Genomic DNA, 15,396 nt, shown 5'->3' with positions numbered 1-15,396 from the left:
CCACGGCCAAGGATTAATAACGGGAGGAACACATGACACTTAAATCTACCAGGGGCAAAGCCTTCGTGGGCGCAGCGCTCTGCGCAAGCGTGCTCGCTTTTTCAGGTCAGGCCTTTGCCGATGCAGAGCTGAAGATCTTCGTTTCCAGCCAGCATCAGCCGGATGTCTGGCGCAAGGCGCTCGATCAATATGAGGCGAAGACGCCGGGCGTGAAGGTGGTCATCGAAACCGGCGGCAACACCTCGGAAATGCAGGCGCAATATCTCAACACCGTGATGTCGGCCAAGGATTCGAGCCTCGACGTATTGATGCTCGACGTCATCCGTCCCGCGCAATTTGCAACAGCCGGCTGGACCAGCGATTTTGCCGGCAAGGACATGTCCGCCTATCTGCCGACCTATGCCGAAGCTAATACGGTGGACGGCAAGATCGTGGCGTTGCCAGCCTTCGCCGACTCCATGTTCCTCTATTACCGCAAGGACCTGCTGGATAAATACGGCATCAAGCCGCCGACCACCTGGGACGAGCTGAAGGAAGCGTCCAAGAAGGTCATGGAAGGCGAAAAGAACCCGGAGCTTCAGGGCCTGTCCTTCCAGGGCAAGGCGATCGAAGGCGCGGTCTGCACCTTCCTCCTGCCCTACTGGAGCGAAGGCAAGTCGCTGGTTGAAAACGGCAAGCTGAACTTCGACAACAAGGCGGCGGTGGATTCGCTGAAGCTCTGGAAGAGTTTTGTCGACGAAGGCATTTCCAAGAAGAACATTTCGGAGGTGGCGACCGACGACACCCGCAAGGAATTCCAGGCCGGCAAGGTCCTCTTTGCCGTCAACTGGTCCTATGCCTGGACCCATTTCCAGGGCAAGGAATCGCAGGTGAACGACAAGGTCGGCGTCGCCCGCCTTCCCGCCGTGAAAGGCGGTGAGCAGACGACCTGCCTCGGCGGCTGGGAATTCGGCGTGTCCGCCTATTCCAAGCAGCAGGATGAAGCCAAGAAGCTTGTCGAATATCTCTCCAGTCAGGATGTATCGAAGTTCATGGCCATCAACGCAGCGCTCCTGCCCACCTACGCCGCTCTCTACAAGGATGCCGACGTGACCAAGGCAATCCCGTGGTTCGCGGATGCCCTGCCGGTCGTCGAGACAGCAAAGGCCCGTCCGGTGACGCCGCGCTACAACGAGGTCAGCGAGACCATTCGCACCACGGTCAACGGTGTGCTCGCAGGCGTCATGACGCCGGAGGACGGCGCAAAGCAGATGGAAAGCCGTCTGCGGCGCGTTCTGCGATAAGCTTCGGGCCGGAAGGCGGCGTGTGCGCCGCGCCCCTTACGGCCGTTTCGACTGACAGGATGAAAGGCGCCTCAAGGGCGCGAAACGGGCCGGACATAAACCGGTCCGACCGGGAGACGATGACGTGAATCCAGTTGCGGGAGTGGCAGACGTGACAATGCCGGAAAGAACCATGGTTCGGGTGGACGAGAAACCGCAACCGCGCTGGACGCGGTGGCTCGATCTCGGCGACCGGTCGCTGGCCGTGCTGCTACTCGCACCGGCGGCGATCCTGCTTTCGCTCATCATCGTTTATCCGGTGGCGCGGCTCGTCTACACCTCGTTTTTCAGCCTTTCGCTGACATCGGGCCTGCCGGCGGAATTCATCGGCTTTGAAAATTACACCGCGATGTTCGACGATCCGATTTTCTGGGAAACGACCTGGAATACGGTGCTGATAACGCTGATCACCGTGCCCGGCGCACTATTCATGGGCCTTGGCCTCGCATTGCTCGCCAACCTGCCTTTCTCCATGCAGTGGCCAATGCGGCTTTCCCTTCTCATCCCCTGGGCGCTGCCGCTCTCCTTTGCAGGTCTCATCTTCGCGTGGTTCTTCCATTATGAATATGGCGTGGTCAATGACGTGCTGAACCGGCTGGGCTTTGAAGGCATCATCTGGTTCAACTCACCGAACTGGGCCTTTGCCGCCATCTGCCTGACTATCATCTGGAAGACCTCCTCCTTCATGGCGCTCATGATCCTCGCCGGGTTGCAGACCATCCCGCGCTCGCTTTACGAGGCAGCTGATGTGGATGGCGCCGGCAAGATCAGGCAGTTCTTCGAAATCACCCTGCCGCTTCTGAAGCCATCGATTATCGTCGCCCTCATCTTCCGCACGATCACGGCGCTACAGACCTTTGATATTCCTTACATGATGACCGGCGGCGGCCCCGGCACATCCACCACGACGCTTGCCATGTATATCCACCAGAACACCGTCTCCTTCCTCGATCTCGGTTACGGTTCGGCCTTAGCGGTCATGATGTTTGCGCTTTCCATGTGCGTCACCGCCGTTTACCTCCGTATCATCAGGACGAAGGACTGATCTCATGAGCACCGTTGCCACCTCTTCCGGTCTGTCCACCTTCTTCTCTGGCAAGCCGCTGCGCTTCATCGCGGCCTCCATTCTTCTGATAAACGGCCTTTTCCCGGCTATCTGGATCCTCTTCACCTCGCTGAAAACCGAGGCGGAGCTGACTGTCAAGCCGATCACCTGGTTTCCGCACGCGCCGACACTTGCCAACTACATGCAGGCCTTTTCGGATCAGCCGCTGCACCTCTTCCTGTTCAACAGCTTCATGGTGGCGCTGCTTTCCACCGCACTCACCATCCTGATTTCAGTGCTGGCGGCTTATGCGCTGGCGCGGCTGAACCTTAAATACCGGGCGCTGATCCTCTCTCTCATCATCGCCGTTTCCACCTTCCCCCTTGTCACACTTCTGGTGCCGCTGTTCGAAATCATGCGAGCGCTCAGCCTGCTTAACAGCTGGACGGCGCTGATCCTGCCCTACACGGTGCTTTCACTGCCGGTGTGCACCTTGATGCTGGTCTCCTTCTTCGAAAGCATTCCGCGCGATCTCGAAAACGCCGCCATGATCGATGGCTGCACCCGCATCGGCGCGCTGTTCAAGGTCGTCGTGCCGCTTTGCGCGCCTGGTGTTTTCACCGCAGGCATCCTTGCCTTCGTGAATGCCTGGGACGAGTTCCTGCTGGCGCTCTCCTTCAATTCCAACCCTGCGCTGCGCACACTGCCCGTTGGCATCCAGCTTTATCAGGGGGAGTTCGCTTTCCCCTGGCCGGTTATTTCGGCAGCGTTGGTGGTCGGCATCGTGCCGGTCGCGATCCTCATCGTCATCTTCCAGGAACGGGTTGTCTCTGGCCTCACCGCCGGCGGTCTCAAGGGCTAAAAGGTTAAGTCATGCATTTCGAAAAGACCCACGATGGATTTACGCTTGCGATCGGCAACCGCACCATCCTTTCCCATTCACCCGACAAGCCGGCCTTCTTCGCCGGTTTCGGCAAGGAACGGATGGATATGTATCGCGGCAATTTCGATATCGAAGACTACGTCATCGAACGAACCGCCCTGCGCCACGCCGAGGTGAGCGGCGACAGCGTCACGCTTTCCTCCGCGTCGGGACAGCGCCCTCGCCTTCGCCTGACACTCGAAAGCAATGCCGTCCTGCTGACGGCGCTGGACAAGACCATCAACCGCCTCTGGCTGCGCATCTTTGCGGAAACGGATGAGCATGTCTGGGGCGGCGGCGAGCAGATGTCCTATTTCGACATGCGCGGACGGCGCTTTCCGCTCTGGACCTCCGAGCCCGGCGTTGGACGCGACAAGGCCACCGAAATCACCTTCAAGTCAGACGTCAACGGCAAGGCAGGCGGTGATTATTACAACACCAACTATCCGCAGCCGACCTATCTCTCGTCGCGTAGATACGCGCTGCATGTGGAAACGAGCGCCTATTCGGTCTTCGATTTCCGCAATGGCGATTTCCACGAGATCGAAATCTGGGCCATCCCTGAAAAGATCGAATTTTTCGCCGGCGACAGTTTCACCGATATCGTCTCCGCGCTGTCCCTACGGTTTGGACGGCAGCCGCAATTGCCGGAATGGATCTATAATGGCGCGATCATTGGATTAAAGGATGGCGTCAATTCGTTTGCGCGGCTGGAGAAAATCCGCGCAGCCGGAACGCTCGTCTCGGGCCTGTGGTGTGAGGACTGGGTGGGGCTTCGCCAGACATCCTTTGGCGCACGCCTGTTCTGGGACTGGCAGGCGAACGAAACCCGTTATCCGCATCTGCGCCAGAAGATCGCCGAGCTTGCCGATCAGGGCATCCGCTTCCTGGGTTACGTGAACCCCTACCTCTGCGTTGACGGCCCGCTTTTCCCGGTGGCCGAACAGGCCGGTTATTTCGCAACGGATGCGGAAGGAAAAACGGCCCTGGTGGATTTCGGCGAGTTCGATTGCGGCGTCGTCGATTTCACCAATCCGGCTGCCGCCGACTGGTTTGCCGAAGAAATCATCGGCAAGAACATGCTGGATTTGGGCCTTTCCGGGTGGATGGCTGATTTCGGCGAATATCTGCCGATCGATATAACGCTGTCCAACGGTGTCGACGCAAAGCTGATGCACAATGCATGGCCCACCCTGTGGGCCGAGGTCAATGCAAAAGCCGTCGAAAGCCGCGACAAGACCGGCGAAACGCTGTTCTTCATGCGCGCAGGCTTCACCGGAGTGCAGGCCCATTGCCCCCTCATCTGGGGCGGTGACCAGTCGGTCGACTTCTCCCGTCATGATGGCCTTGTCACCGTCATTTGCGGCGCGCTTTCATCCGGCCTCATGGGCAATGCCTATCACCATTCCGATATCGGTGGTTACACCAGCCTGTTCGGCAATGTCCGCACCGCGGAACTCATCATGCGCTGGACTGAAATGGCGGCGTTTACCCCTGTGATGCGCACCCATGAAGGCAATCGCCCGCGCGACAATCTGCAGATCGATCAGGATGAAGCGGTTCTTGCCCACTTCGCCCACATGACGTCGATCTATGTCACACTTGCCCCCTATCTGAAATCGCTCTCCGCCGAAGCGGCCAGAACGGGGCTTCCGGTACAACGCCCGCTTTTCCTGCATTTCGAGAATGACCGGCAGACTTACGCCATTCAGGACAGCTATCTCTATGGCCCCGACATGCTGGTGGCCCCTGTCTGGAAAGCGGGAGAAACGCAACGCACCCTCTATCTTCCGGGCGATGGGCAGTGGGTACATCTGTGGAGCGGCGTGCATCATCGCGGTGGAAACGAGGTTACCGTGGAAGCACCACTCGGCCGGCCCGCGGTTTTCTACCGCGCCGATAGTGGCAACGTCACCCTGTTTGAACAGCTCCGCACCATCTGAGCCGTTGACAGCCAGCTAAAAAAACGACAGTTTCCGACCCATTCCGAGGGGAGCACCAGACGGTGCTGAGATGGCGTTGAGCCGGACCCTTGAACCTGATCCGGATCATGCCGGCGTAGGAACGGAAACTGTTGCGCCTTTGGGGCGCTGCCCTTTCTCTTCTCCGCTTTGTCCTGATCTCCGCGATTGTCACGTGTGGAGACCGAATGATGATGCTGAAAGTTTTTGTCCGTCGCACCCGGTGCGTCTGCGTCTGAGGTCCGGCTCATGCGTGCCGCCCATGCGTTGAACGGTGTCGGTCTCCTGCTTGTTCTCTGGCAGGCAGGCACATGGCTGTTTTCGCCACCCCGTTATATCCTGCCGGCGCCGGCCGATGTCGCCGCGGCCTTCCTGCGCCAGCCCGGTTTCCTGTTGGGGCAGGCCATGGTTACATTTCTCGAAATGGCCGTTGGACTGACGGCCGGCGTCCTAGTCGGTATTCTCGTGGCTTTCACCATCGCGGCAATCCCCCGTCTCGGTCGCCTCGTCTGGCCGATGGTTCTGGTTTTGCAGGCCTTTCCGGTCTTCGTGCTGGCGCCCATCCTCGTCCTCTGGTTCGGCTTCGGCATGGCCTCGAAAGCGGCGATGACGGCGATCATCATCTTCTTTCCCGTCGCCTCCTCCTTCACCGATGGCCTCAACCGGACGGATCGCGCCATTCTCGATGCCGCCTCGCTAACGCAGGCAAGCCACTGGCAGGTTCTCACCCGGTTGCGCGTGCCACTGGCACTGCCTTCGCTTATCTCCGGGCTGCGGGTTGCCGCACCCCTCGCACCGCTGGGCGCTGTCATCGGCGAATGGGTTGGCGCATCGGCAGGGCTTGGATTCGTGATGATCCAGTCAAACGCGCGCATGCAGACCGACACGATGTTCGCCGCCATGGCGATACTCGCCATCATGGCGGTGCTGCTGCGACTGGCGGTGGATCGCGCCACCGCCCATCTGGCGCCCTGGGCCAAGGAAACAGAACACACCATTCCTTTCGGGTATTTACGGAGAATTTCAGCATCATGAAGCGAACTCTTCTTTCTTTCGTCGTCGCGGCGGCAAGCATATTTGCCCCCGTTCAGTCACAGGCGGCCGACAGGCTCACGGTATTGCTGGAATGGTTCGTGAACCCCGACCATGCGCCGATGGTCATTGCGAAAGAGCGGGGCCTTTTTGCAGATGCGGGGCTCGAAGTTGAACTTGTTCCGCCGGCAGATCCTTCCGCTGTTCCGCGCCTCGTTTCGGCAAAACAGGCCGATATCGGCGTGCACTACCAGCCCAACCTCTATCTGGACCACGATGCCGGCCTGCCGCTCGTCCGTTTTGGCACCCTGGTCGAAACGCCGCTAAACACCGTCACCGTGCTGGCTGACGGACCGATCAAAAGCCTGAAGGACCTGAAGGGCAGGAAAGTCGGTTTTTCCGTATCCGGCTTCGAGGATGCCATGCTGAAGCGCATGCTGGAAAAGGACGGTCTGACGAAAGACGATGTGGAACTCATCAACGTCAATTTCTCCCTGTCGCCATCACTCATCGCCGGCAAGGTGGACGCCACGCTCGGCGGCTTCCGCAATTTCGAACTGACGCAGATGAAGCTCGAGGGCCACGAAGGCCGATCCTTCTTTCCGGAGGAACATGGTGTTCCGGCCTATGACGAGCTGATCTTCGTCACCCATCGCGATCTCGCAACAGACAGCCGCCTGCCGCGTTTCCTCTCCGCCGTGGAACAGGCCGCTATTTTCATCACCAATCACCCGCAGGAATCCTGGCAGCTCTTCATCAAGGCCTATCCCAATCTCGATGACGCACTGAACAAGCAGGCTTTCTTCGACACATTGCCGCGTTTTGCCAAGCGCCCCGCCGCACTCGACCGCGCCCGCTATGCGCGTTTTGGCGCCTTCATGCAGGAAATGCAGCTCATCAAGCAGGCGCCGGCGGCGGACGAAATCGCCGTGGAGCTACAGCAGCCATGACCATCCCTTCCCCCACGACCACGCAGGCCGCCGAAATCCTTGAAAAAGTCAGACAGGCGCGTCCGCGCGTACATTGCCTTATGAATACCGTGGTGCAAAAATTCACCGCCGACGGGATCACCGTTGTCGGCGGCATTCCCTCCATGACCACGTCGCTGGAGGAAATCGAAAGCTTCGTTGCCAAGGCGGATGCGCTGACCATCAATCTCGGCACGCTGGATGCGGAACGGCGCAAGGTTATCCTGCTGGCAGTGGAGATCGCCAACGCCTCAGGCAAGCCCTGGATCGTCGACCCCGTGCATTGTGACTATTCTCCATCCCGGCTGGCCTTCGCGCGTGAGCTCATCACTCTCTCTCCCGCGATCGTGCGTGGCAACCGTGCCGAAATGAGCCTGATCGGCGAGGTGCCAGATGCAATCAGGATCGAGACCGGGCCGGTCGATCACCTGAGCGACGCGACGCGACGCGTCAGGATCGTAAACGGCCATCCCTGGATGGCTAAGGTAACGGGTACGGGCTGCCTCTCGGGAGGCGTCATCGCTGCTTTCATGGCGGTGGAAAAGGATGCTTTGGCAGCAGCGGCGTCCGCCCTTGCCGTCACCGGCGTCTCCGCCGAACTGGCCGCGTCCTGTGCCAGAGGTCCCGGCACGTTCGAACCGGCATTCCTGGACGCGCTTTCGGCGATTACCGGCGAAGATATCATCAATCATGCGAGGATCGAGAATGAACAAGGTTGATTACCGCCTCAACGCGCTTGTGGATGCGAGCCTCGGCGATGTCGCGCCTCTCTTTGAGCTTGCTCTGGCGGCTGCACTTAATGGCGCGACAATCCTGCAATATCGCGACAAGCACGGCTCGACACGGGAGATGATCGAAAACGCCCGCGCCATCCACGAGGCCATCGCCGGCACCGGCGTGCCGCTCGTCATCAATGACCGGGTGGATGTCGCGCTCGCCTCGGGCGCAGATGGAGTGCATCTTGGCGCCGACGATATGGACGCCAGAACCGCTCGGCGCATTCTTGGCGAAAAGGCGATCATCGGCCTCACGGTCAAGAACCGCGCCGACGCCGAACGGGCAGCCTCCATGCCCGCCGATTACGCCTGCATCGGCGGTGTGTTCGACACGGTTTCCAAGGTCAACCCGGACAAGCCTGTCGGTATCGATGGGTTTTCGACACTCCGTGGCCTGCTGAGGGAATGGCGGCCGGACATGCCGGTGGGCGCCATCGCCGGCATCGATCTTTCCCGCGTCCCCTCTGTCATTGCCGCCGGTGCGGATGGAGTCGCGGTGATTTCCGCCATCTTCCGCGCGGCGGATATTGCCGGCGCGACCAAGGAGTTCCGCTCCGCAATCGATGCCACCCTGAAAGCGAGACAGCCATGACATCAATTGCGTTGACCATTGCCGGATCCGACAGCGGCGGCGGTGCGGGCATACAGGCCGACCTCAAGACATTCTCCGCGCTCGGCGCCTATGGCGCCAGCGTCATCACCGCCATCACCGCACAGAACACCAGAGGCGTAACTGCGGTCGAGGATATTTCGGTCACCGCCATCATCGCGCAGATGGATGCGGTGTTTTCCGATCTCACCGTCAATGCGGTGAAGATCGGCATGGTTTCCCGTATCGAAACCATAGCAGCCATAGCGGAGCGGCTCCGGCGGCAATCGCAGCCCGTGGTGCTGGATCCAGTCATGGTGGCGACGTCAGGCGACCGTTTGCTGCAAGAGGACGCCATCGAGACATTACGGCGCGAGCTTCTGCCAATCGCGACCATCGTTACGCCGAACCTGCCGGAAGCGGCGCTTTTAACCGGCACGCCGATAGCGGAGACGGAAACGGACATCAATCATCAGGCCGAGGCGATCCTGAAAGCGGGCGCGAAAGCGGTGCTCATCAAGGGCGGACATGGTGCGGGGCCTGAGAGCACGGATTATCTGTTTGCAGATGGCACCATGCAGGCGCTTTCCGCTGCACGCGTAGAGACGAAGAACGATCACGGCACAGGCTGCACGCTGGCGGCGGCGATCACGGCTCATCTTGCGAGGGGAAGCGAGTTGCTGGAGGCTGTGGAGCTGGCGAAGGATTATTTGAATGGGGCGCTCGATGCTGGGCGGGGGCTTGCCGTTGGACATGGGCGGGGGCCGGTGCATCATTTTTATCGGTGGTGGGGGTGAAGCCCCACACTCGATGCTACCTCGCCTTCGGCGTCGCCAGCACATTCCGGATCGCGAAACTCGAATGAATACGCGAGACCCCCGGCAGCTTCGAGAGTATCTCCTTGTGGATGCGCTCGAAATCCCCCGCACTTTCTGCCTCGCAACGCAGGAAATAATCCGAACCGCCGGTCATGAGATAACATTCGCGGATTTCCGGATATCGCCGCACCGCATTTTCGAAACGGTTGAGAAAATCCTCCGTCTGCCGGTCGAGCGTGATCTGCACGATGACCGAAATCACCTCACCGCCGGCGAGGCCGCTGGTAAGCGCCGTGTAACCGCGGATGATCCCTTCCCGTTCGAGAATATCGACGCGACGCAAGCACGCGGATGGCGAAAGCCCGACCTCTGCAGCAAGCTTTGCGTTGCTGATGCGGGCGTTGAGCCGAAGCAGCCGGATGATATGGCGGTCGGTCGCATCGAGTGACGACATAGAAAATTCCAATCAGCAAAAGAAAATTGCGCGATTGCCAATTCTATCGCATTTCCTTCGAATAAATGCCAAGAAATTCGATAATCGTTGCAATACTCTCATAAGATAAAAATGAGGGTGAGCGACCATGGACATGCAGATCAGCCGCCAGCAGGCAGCCGGTGGTGCGAGCGGCCATCTGACCATCGATCTCGGCGCATTGCGCGACAATTATCTGGCACTTGCGGCGATGGCGCCCGCATCCCAGACGGCGGCGGTCGTCAAGGCCGATGCATATGGCCTCGGTGCGGATATGGTCTCGCAAACCCTGTTCGATGCGGGGTGTCGCCATTTCTTCGTCGCTCATATTGACGAGGCGCTGGCGCTCCGGCTGCGTCTTCCCGCCCAAGCGCGGATCTTCGTCCTCAACGGCCTTCAACCCGGCAATGAGACCTCCTGCGCCGCCATGGCGATCACACCGGTTCTCAATTCGCTGGAGCAGATCGCCCAATGGGCGGCCCATGCCAAGACGCTCGGCAGGAAACTTGCAGCCGCCGTACAGATCGATACCGGCATGTGCCGCCTCGGCCTTTCCCCCAAAGAGCTGGAAACCCTCACCTCCCAGCCGCAACTGCTCGATGGTATCGACATCGCCTTCGTCATGAGCCACCTCGCCTGCGCCGACGAACCGGGCCATGCATGCAATGCGGCACAGCTGTCGGCGATGCGGCAGGCCACGATTGCGTTTCCTGATGTCCCGGTCTGTTTTTCCAACTCCGGAGGTATTTTTCTGGGTCGTGAGTACCACAACCACCTGCTGCGCCCCGGCATCGCGCTTTACGGCGGCGCACCCTCTGCCGACCGCCCGAACCCGATGAAACCGGTCGTTCGACTCGATCTCGCCGTGATCCAGACCCGCACCGTTCCCGCCGGTTCGCTGGTTGGTTACGGCGGTTCCTTCGAAGCGTCCGGCTCCACGCGTCTTGCGACCATCGCCGCCGGTTATGCAGACGGCCTGCCGCGCTCGCTCAGCAATCGCGGCGCAGCATGGTATGATGGCGTGCGCCTGCCGATTGCGGGGCGCGTTTCGATGGACAGCATCATTCTGGACATATCCGCCCTGCCCGAGGGAACATTGACCCAAGGCAGTTTCGTGCAGATGATCGGCCCCGAGCAAACGCTTGAAGACATCGCGGACGATGCGGGCACGATCGCCTACGAAATCCTGACCGGCCTCGGCCGTCGTTATCGCCGTACGTATATTCAGCCGGACGAAACCCCGGCCTTTGCTTCAACATCAGTCAATCACAAGTGAGACGATCATGAACGTCACTATCCTCGGAGCCGGCGTCGTCGGCGTGACATCCGCCTGGTATCTGGCCAAAGCCGGGCATAAGGTGACGGTGATCGACCGGCAGCCGGCTGCAGCGCTCGAGACCAGCTTTGCCAATGCGGGTGAGGTTTCCCCCGGCTATTCTTCACCCTGGGCAGCGCCGGGCATTCCGGTCAAGGCCATGAAATGGCTGTTCATGAAACATGCGCCGCTGATCATTCGCCCGACGGTCGATCCGGCGGCCTGGCGCTGGATGAGCCAGATGCTGCGCAACTGCACCTCGGCGCGTTATGCCATCAACAAGAGCCGCATGGTGCGCGTCGCGGAATATAGCCGCGACTGCCTGATGGCACTGCGGGAAGAGACAGGCATCCAGTATGACCAGCGCATGCAGGGCACGCTGGAGGTATTCCGCACACAAAAGCAGTTTGACGCCATCGGCAAGGACGTGGACGTGCTGACGGCGGGCGGCGTGCCTTTCGAAATTCTCGACCGCGACGGCTGCGCCGCCGTGGAACCCGGCCTCTCGCCATCGAAGGAAAAGATCGTCGGCGGGCTGCGCCTGCCTGGCGACGAGACCGGTGACTGCTACATGTTCACCACCGAGCTTGCCCGCATGGCGGAAGAAGCGGGCGTTACCTTCCTGTACGACACGGGGATCATGCGCCCCATCGTTGAGGCGGGACGCGTTAAGGCGGTGGAGACCACCCGTGGGCTTGTGGAAGCGGATATTTTTGTCGCCGCGCTTGGCAGCTACTCTCCGCAGTTCCTTCGTCAGCTCGGTCTGACCCTGCCGGTCTACCCGGTCAAGGGTTACTCCATCACGGTGCCGATTGTGAAAGAGGAACGGGCACCCGTCTCCACGGTGATGGATGAAACGTTCAAGGTCGCGATCACCCGGCTCGGTTCGCGCATCCGTGCTGGAGGAATGGCGGAAATCGCCGGCTTCAGCAAGGACTTGCCCGCAGCGCGGCAGGCAACGCTCGCCCATTCGGTGGAAGACCTGTTCGGCGGCGCGGGCGATCAGTCGCAGGCGAAATTCTGGTGTGGCCTGCGCCCGATGACGCCGGATGGTACGCCTGTCATCGGCGCTACCCGCTACAGCAACCTTTACCTCAACACCGGCCACGGCACGCTCGGCTGGACCATGTCCTGTGGCTCCGCCCGCGTCCTTGCGGACATGATCAGCGGTGCGACGCCCGAGATCGACACCCACGATCTGGCAATCAACCGCTACGCGGCATGACCGGCACGGCGCGGTTTCCGCTGATATCGCCCTCGCACGTCGTGTGAGGGCCGATACACCGATATCCTAAAGCGCCAGAGCGTCCCTAAGGGCTAGACCTTCCTTGGTACGAAGGTCAAGATCGGCCTCTATATGATTGAGATGTTTCAGCATCAGCGCCCGGGCCCTTGCCGCATCCTTCGCCTCCAGCGCATGCAGAAGATCGGCATGTTCGTTATGACCGCAGCTCGATACGCCGGAGCGCCCATAGAGCGCGATGACCAGCGATGAGCGCGCAACTAGTTCATCCATGAATTTTTCCAGGATGGCATTGCCGGCAATTGACGCCAGCATCAGGTGAAAATCACCCGAGGCCTTGATTTCGGCCCGCCGTGCGCTAGGCCCGCGTTCCTGCTGATGCCTGCTCTCCTCCAACAGATGTTCCCGCAGCTTTTTTACCGCCGCAGGCGTGATTTTTTCAATTGCCGCGTCAACGACGCCGGGCTCGATCAGCCGGCGGGACGCAAATACCTGCCGCGCCTCGTCGGGCGTCGGATTGGAAACGAAAGCGCCCCGATTGCGCTCGGCCTTCACGAGGCCCTCATAGGCAAGCATCTGCAGCGCCGCGCGCACCACCGTGCGACTGACATCGAACAACGTTCCCACTTCCGATTCCGACAATTTCGTTCCCGGCGCCAGCCGGCGATCGACAATGGCGTCGCGCAAAGTGTCTCGAATGGCCTGGGCACGATCCTCATGTGATGAATCGGGAGATACGGTTATGTGGGCAAGGCTCATGGGCGCGTCCTGTTTGCTCCCGAGTTTTAGCGCGAAGCGTGGGACGCAGGCAAACGGGAATTGTGGGCGACAGCCGGTCTGCCACAATTCATTCAGCGACCGTTCAGCAGGCGGGCTGTATTTCCTTAACCATCGAATTTGCAACTGGCAGCACCCTGCCACCTGGATGGAAAAACACCATGTCGTCCTTTGCAGCTAAAACCGTTATGGCTATCGCCGTCGCCGCCGCAACCATCGCTCCCTTCAACAGCGCATCCGCCGGTGACTGGGACCGCCACGACCGCCGCGACGCGGCGCTTCTGGGAGGTGTGCTTGGCCTTGCCGCCGGTGTTGCCGTTGGTTCCGCCCTTTCCCGCCCGGCACCGGTGGAGGAGGAACGGGTCTATATCGATCCGGCACCGCGCCGTTATCAGGCCTATGAGCCGAGCTATGTCTATGAAGAGCCGGACTATCGTTACTACCGGCCAGCACCGCAGCCGGTTTATCGCCCTGCGCCGGTCTATCGCGCGCAGCCGGTTTACGACAGCCGCCCCGTTTATAATCAGCGCCAGACCTATCGCACCATCGAGCCGTGGACCAACGCCTGGTACGATTATTGCTCGCAGCGTTACCGCAGCTTCAATTCCCGCACCGGCACCTACACGGATTATGACGGTCAGCGTCATTTCTGCGTAGCAGGCTGAACGACGGCCCTTGCCGCAATTGCTGCCGATTATTGCCAGGCCGCAGATGGAAAAGTCTGCAGCTTTTCAATGGGCTCGGAGCAGGACGACTTCACGCTGTCGCCATAAGTCGTCCTCTGCACAGTTTCAGGCCGCGCCGTTCTTCACATAGTCCGCCCGGTTGATACCATGGCGTTGCAGCTTGTCGTAAAAGGTCTTGCGAGCGATACCGAGCGTGGCGATGGTTTCCGCAACGTCGCCATTGGATTGCTCCAGTGTCTCGCGGATAATGCGCGCCTCGATCTCGTCCATACGCTCCGGCAAGGTGCCGGAAGCCGGGATTTCTGACTGCAGAACAGATGTGACCGCCAATTCCGTCTCAAGCCCCAGAACTACCCTCTCGGCAAAATGGCCGAGTTCCCGGACATTGCCAGGCCAATCATGATCGTTGAGACGACGGGAAACCCCGGCGCCGATCTGCGGCACCGGCATGTTGAAGCGGTTGGCTGCCTTGGTGACGAAGTGGGAAAACAGGAGTGGAATATCCGCCCTGCGTTCACGAAGCGGCGGTATCGACAATGTGACGACATTCAGCCGGTAATAAAGGTCCTCACGAAACGCGCCGCGTTCGGCCGGATCGCCAAGGTCAACCTTGGCCGCCGCAACCACGCGGATATCGACAGGTCGCTCCTCGTTTGAACCAAGCGGCGAAACCTCGCGCATTTCCAGCACACGCAGCATTTTCACCTGCACGGCAAGCGGCATGCTTTCGATCTCGTCCAGGAACAACGTGCCACCACTTGAATGTTCGATGCGGCCGACACGTTTTTTCTGTGCCCCGGTAAATGCCCCCGGCTCATGGCCGAAAAGCTCGCTCTCGATCACCGTTTCCGGTAGCGCACCACAATTCAGCGCAACGAAATTGCCCTTGGCGCGCTTCTTGCTCCAGCGATGAAGGGCCGTTGCCACCACTTCCTTGCCGCTGCCCGTTTCGCCGGCCACCAGCACATCGACATCCGTATCGGCAATATGCCTTAGCGTCATGCGCAAGCGCTCCATGGCGGGTGTCTGCCCGATCAGCGGCAGGTCGTCCTCCGCCTGCCCGGCTGCCCGGCGAAGCGCGCGATTTTCCAGCACGAGGCGGCGCTTTTCGAGGGCTCTGCGGGCGCTTTCCACCATCCGTTCGGCGGGAAACGGCTTGGCTATGAAGTCATAGGCGCCGTTGTGGAGCGCATCGACGGCCATGGGTACATCACCATGGCCGGTAATGAGGATGACAGGCAGATCCGCATCGATCTTGCGGACATGGTCGAAAAATTCCAGCCCGGTCATGCCGGGCATGCGCACATCAGTGATAACGACGCCGTCGAAATCTTCACTCAAAGCTGCAAGCGCCTGCTCGGCTCGGGAAAAGGAAGTGACCGGCAGCCCGTCTAGCTCCAGCGTCTGCACCATCGCCTTGCGCAGCTGCGAGTCGTCATCGACCAGAAATATAGTACCATCCGCCGTCAT

Annotated in this window: 15 protein-coding genes and 1 riboswitch; of the genes, 12 read left to right on the top strand and 3 right to left on the bottom strand. The window is 60.2% G+C overall.

Translation table 11 applies throughout. The features are described 5' to 3' along the window. Positions 1–32: 32 nt before the first annotated feature. The 9 genes from FHW77_RS18315 to thiD all read left to right on the top strand — a co-directional run bounded on the left by FHW77_RS18315 (position 33) and on the right by thiD (position 9,412). Positions 33–1,283 carry an ABC transporter substrate-binding protein gene (locus FHW77_RS18315; protein ID WP_182590638.1) on the top strand — a complete coding sequence of 417 codons (1,251 nt, stop codon included), beginning with the start codon at positions 33–35 and terminating at the stop codon, positions 1,281–1,283. A 172-nt stretch (positions 1,284–1,455) separates the two neighbouring features. After that, entirely contained in the window at positions 1,456–2,367 is a 912-nt protein-coding gene (locus tag FHW77_RS18310) for a carbohydrate ABC transporter permease (protein ID WP_035208133.1), read from the top strand. Between the two features lie 4 nt (positions 2,368–2,371). Further along, positions 2,372–3,229 carry a carbohydrate ABC transporter permease gene (locus FHW77_RS18305; RefSeq protein ID WP_182590637.1) on the top strand — a complete coding sequence of 286 codons (858 nt, stop codon included), beginning with the start codon at positions 2,372–2,374 and terminating at the stop codon, positions 3,227–3,229. Between the two features lie 11 nt (positions 3,230–3,240). Continuing rightward, positions 3,241–5,232: an alpha-glucosidase gene (locus tag FHW77_RS18300; protein WP_182590636.1), complete on the top strand. Its 1,992-nt coding sequence runs from the start codon at positions 3,241–3,243 to the stop codon at positions 5,230–5,232. Between the two features lie 36 nt (positions 5,233–5,268). Next, a riboswitch (TPP riboswitch) is annotated at positions 5,269–5,371 on the top strand. 128 nt (positions 5,372–5,499) lie between these two features. Beyond that, complete coding sequence (locus FHW77_RS18295; protein ID WP_182590635.1) at positions 5,500–6,285, top strand: ABC transporter permease; 786 nt, start codon at positions 5,500–5,502, stop codon at positions 6,283–6,285. After that, positions 6,282–7,232, top strand: coding sequence for an ABC transporter substrate-binding protein (locus tag FHW77_RS18290; RefSeq protein WP_064263047.1), 951 nt, complete (start codon positions 6,282–6,284; stop codon positions 7,230–7,232). The genes FHW77_RS18295 and FHW77_RS18290 overlap by 4 nt, the downstream gene beginning before the upstream one ends. Next, a complete protein-coding gene (locus FHW77_RS18285; RefSeq protein WP_182590634.1) occupies positions 7,229–7,969 on the top strand; it encodes a hydroxyethylthiazole kinase in 741 nt (246 codons plus the stop codon). Before FHW77_RS18290 ends, FHW77_RS18285 begins: the two co-directional genes overlap by 4 nt. After that, positions 7,956–8,618, top strand: a complete 663-nt coding sequence (gene thiE / locus FHW77_RS18280) for a thiamine phosphate synthase (RefSeq protein ID WP_035208120.1) — start codon at positions 7,956–7,958, stop codon at positions 8,616–8,618. The genes FHW77_RS18285 and thiE overlap by 14 nt, the downstream gene beginning before the upstream one ends. Next, positions 8,615–9,412 (top strand): bifunctional hydroxymethylpyrimidine kinase/phosphomethylpyrimidine kinase, encoded by a 798-nt coding sequence (gene thiD / locus FHW77_RS18275; protein WP_064263050.1) that lies wholly within the window; start codon positions 8,615–8,617, stop codon positions 9,410–9,412. Before thiE ends, thiD begins: the two co-directional genes overlap by 4 nt. A 16-nt stretch (positions 9,413–9,428) precedes the next feature. On the opposite strand, the gene FHW77_RS18270 is transcribed toward thiD, so the two are convergent. Next, entirely contained in the window at positions 9,429–9,887 is a 459-nt protein-coding gene (locus FHW77_RS18270) for an Lrp/AsnC family transcriptional regulator (protein ID WP_004438693.1), read from the bottom strand. A gap of 127 nt (positions 9,888–10,014) precedes the next feature. On the opposite strand from FHW77_RS18270, the gene alr reads away from it, so the two are divergent. After that, positions 10,015–11,181 (top strand): alanine racemase, encoded by a 1,167-nt coding sequence (alr, locus tag FHW77_RS18265; RefSeq protein WP_182590633.1) that lies wholly within the window; start codon positions 10,015–10,017, stop codon positions 11,179–11,181. Further along, positions 11,153–12,445, top strand: a complete 1,293-nt coding sequence (locus tag FHW77_RS18260) for a D-amino acid dehydrogenase (protein ID WP_286086114.1) — start codon at positions 11,153–11,155, stop codon at positions 12,443–12,445. The genes alr and FHW77_RS18260 overlap by 29 nt, the downstream gene beginning before the upstream one ends. Positions 12,446–12,511: 66 nt before the next feature. On the opposite strand, the gene FHW77_RS18255 is transcribed toward FHW77_RS18260, so the two are convergent. Beyond that, positions 12,512–13,222, bottom strand: a complete 711-nt coding sequence (locus FHW77_RS18255; protein WP_182590631.1) for a GntR family transcriptional regulator — start codon at positions 13,220–13,222, stop codon at positions 12,512–12,514. 179 nt (positions 13,223–13,401) lie between these two features. Between FHW77_RS18255 and FHW77_RS18250 the strand changes: the two genes are divergently transcribed. After that, entirely contained in the window at positions 13,402–13,905 is a 504-nt protein-coding gene (locus FHW77_RS18250; RefSeq protein WP_004438678.1) for a BA14K family protein, read from the top strand. Between the two features lie 126 nt (positions 13,906–14,031). Here FHW77_RS18250 and FHW77_RS18245 read toward each other — a convergent pair whose 3' ends face one another. Continuing rightward, complete coding sequence (locus FHW77_RS18245) at positions 14,032–15,396, bottom strand: sigma-54-dependent transcriptional regulator (RefSeq protein ID WP_182590630.1); 1,365 nt, start codon at positions 15,394–15,396, stop codon at positions 14,032–14,034.

Source organism: Agrobacterium sp. RC10-4-1, assembly GCF_014138475.1.
GTDB classification, from domain to species: Bacteria; Pseudomonadota; Alphaproteobacteria; order Rhizobiales; family Rhizobiaceae; genus Agrobacterium; species Agrobacterium pusense.
The sequence above is the reverse complement of the archived record's forward strand: the minus strand, read 5'-3'. Positions and strand labels throughout refer to the sequence as shown.

Bases quoted from the DNA above. Each gene is read 5' to 3' on its own strand.
- FHW77_RS18285 (WP_182590634.1), top strand. From the start codon at position 7,229: ATGACCATCCCTTCCCCCACGACCACGCAGGCCGCCGAAATCCTTGAA.
- FHW77_RS18300 (WP_182590636.1), top strand. From the start codon at position 3,241: ATGCATTTCGAAAAGACCCACGATGGATTTACGCTTGCGATCGGCAAC.
- FHW77_RS18310 (WP_035208133.1), top strand. From the start codon at position 1,456: ATGGTTCGGGTGGACGAGAAACCGCAACCGCGCTGGACGCGGTGGCTC.
- FHW77_RS18290 (WP_064263047.1), top strand. From the start codon at position 6,282: ATGAAGCGAACTCTTCTTTCTTTCGTCGTCGCGGCGGCAAGCATATTT.
- FHW77_RS18270 (WP_004438693.1), bottom strand. From the start codon at position 9,887: ATGTCGTCACTCGATGCGACCGACCGCCATATCATCCGGCTGCTTCGG.
- FHW77_RS18305 (WP_182590637.1), top strand. From the start codon at position 2,372: ATGAGCACCGTTGCCACCTCTTCCGGTCTGTCCACCTTCTTCTCTGGC.
- FHW77_RS18295 (WP_182590635.1), top strand. From the start codon at position 5,500: ATGCGTGCCGCCCATGCGTTGAACGGTGTCGGTCTCCTGCTTGTTCTC.
- FHW77_RS18250 (WP_004438678.1), top strand. From the start codon at position 13,402: ATGTCGTCCTTTGCAGCTAAAACCGTTATGGCTATCGCCGTCGCCGCC.
- alr (WP_182590633.1), top strand. From the start codon at position 10,015: ATGGACATGCAGATCAGCCGCCAGCAGGCAGCCGGTGGTGCGAGCGGC.
- FHW77_RS18245 (WP_182590630.1), bottom strand. From the start codon at position 15,396: ATGACGGCGGATGGTACTATATTTCTGGTCGATGACGACTCGCAGCTG.
- thiE (WP_035208120.1), top strand. From the start codon at position 7,956: ATGAACAAGGTTGATTACCGCCTCAACGCGCTTGTGGATGCGAGCCTC.
- FHW77_RS18315 (WP_182590638.1), top strand. From the start codon at position 33: ATGACACTTAAATCTACCAGGGGCAAAGCCTTCGTGGGCGCAGCGCTC.
- thiD (WP_064263050.1), top strand. From the start codon at position 8,615: ATGACATCAATTGCGTTGACCATTGCCGGATCCGACAGCGGCGGCGGT.
- FHW77_RS18255 (WP_182590631.1), bottom strand. From the start codon at position 13,222: ATGAGCCTTGCCCACATAACCGTATCTCCCGATTCATCACATGAGGAT.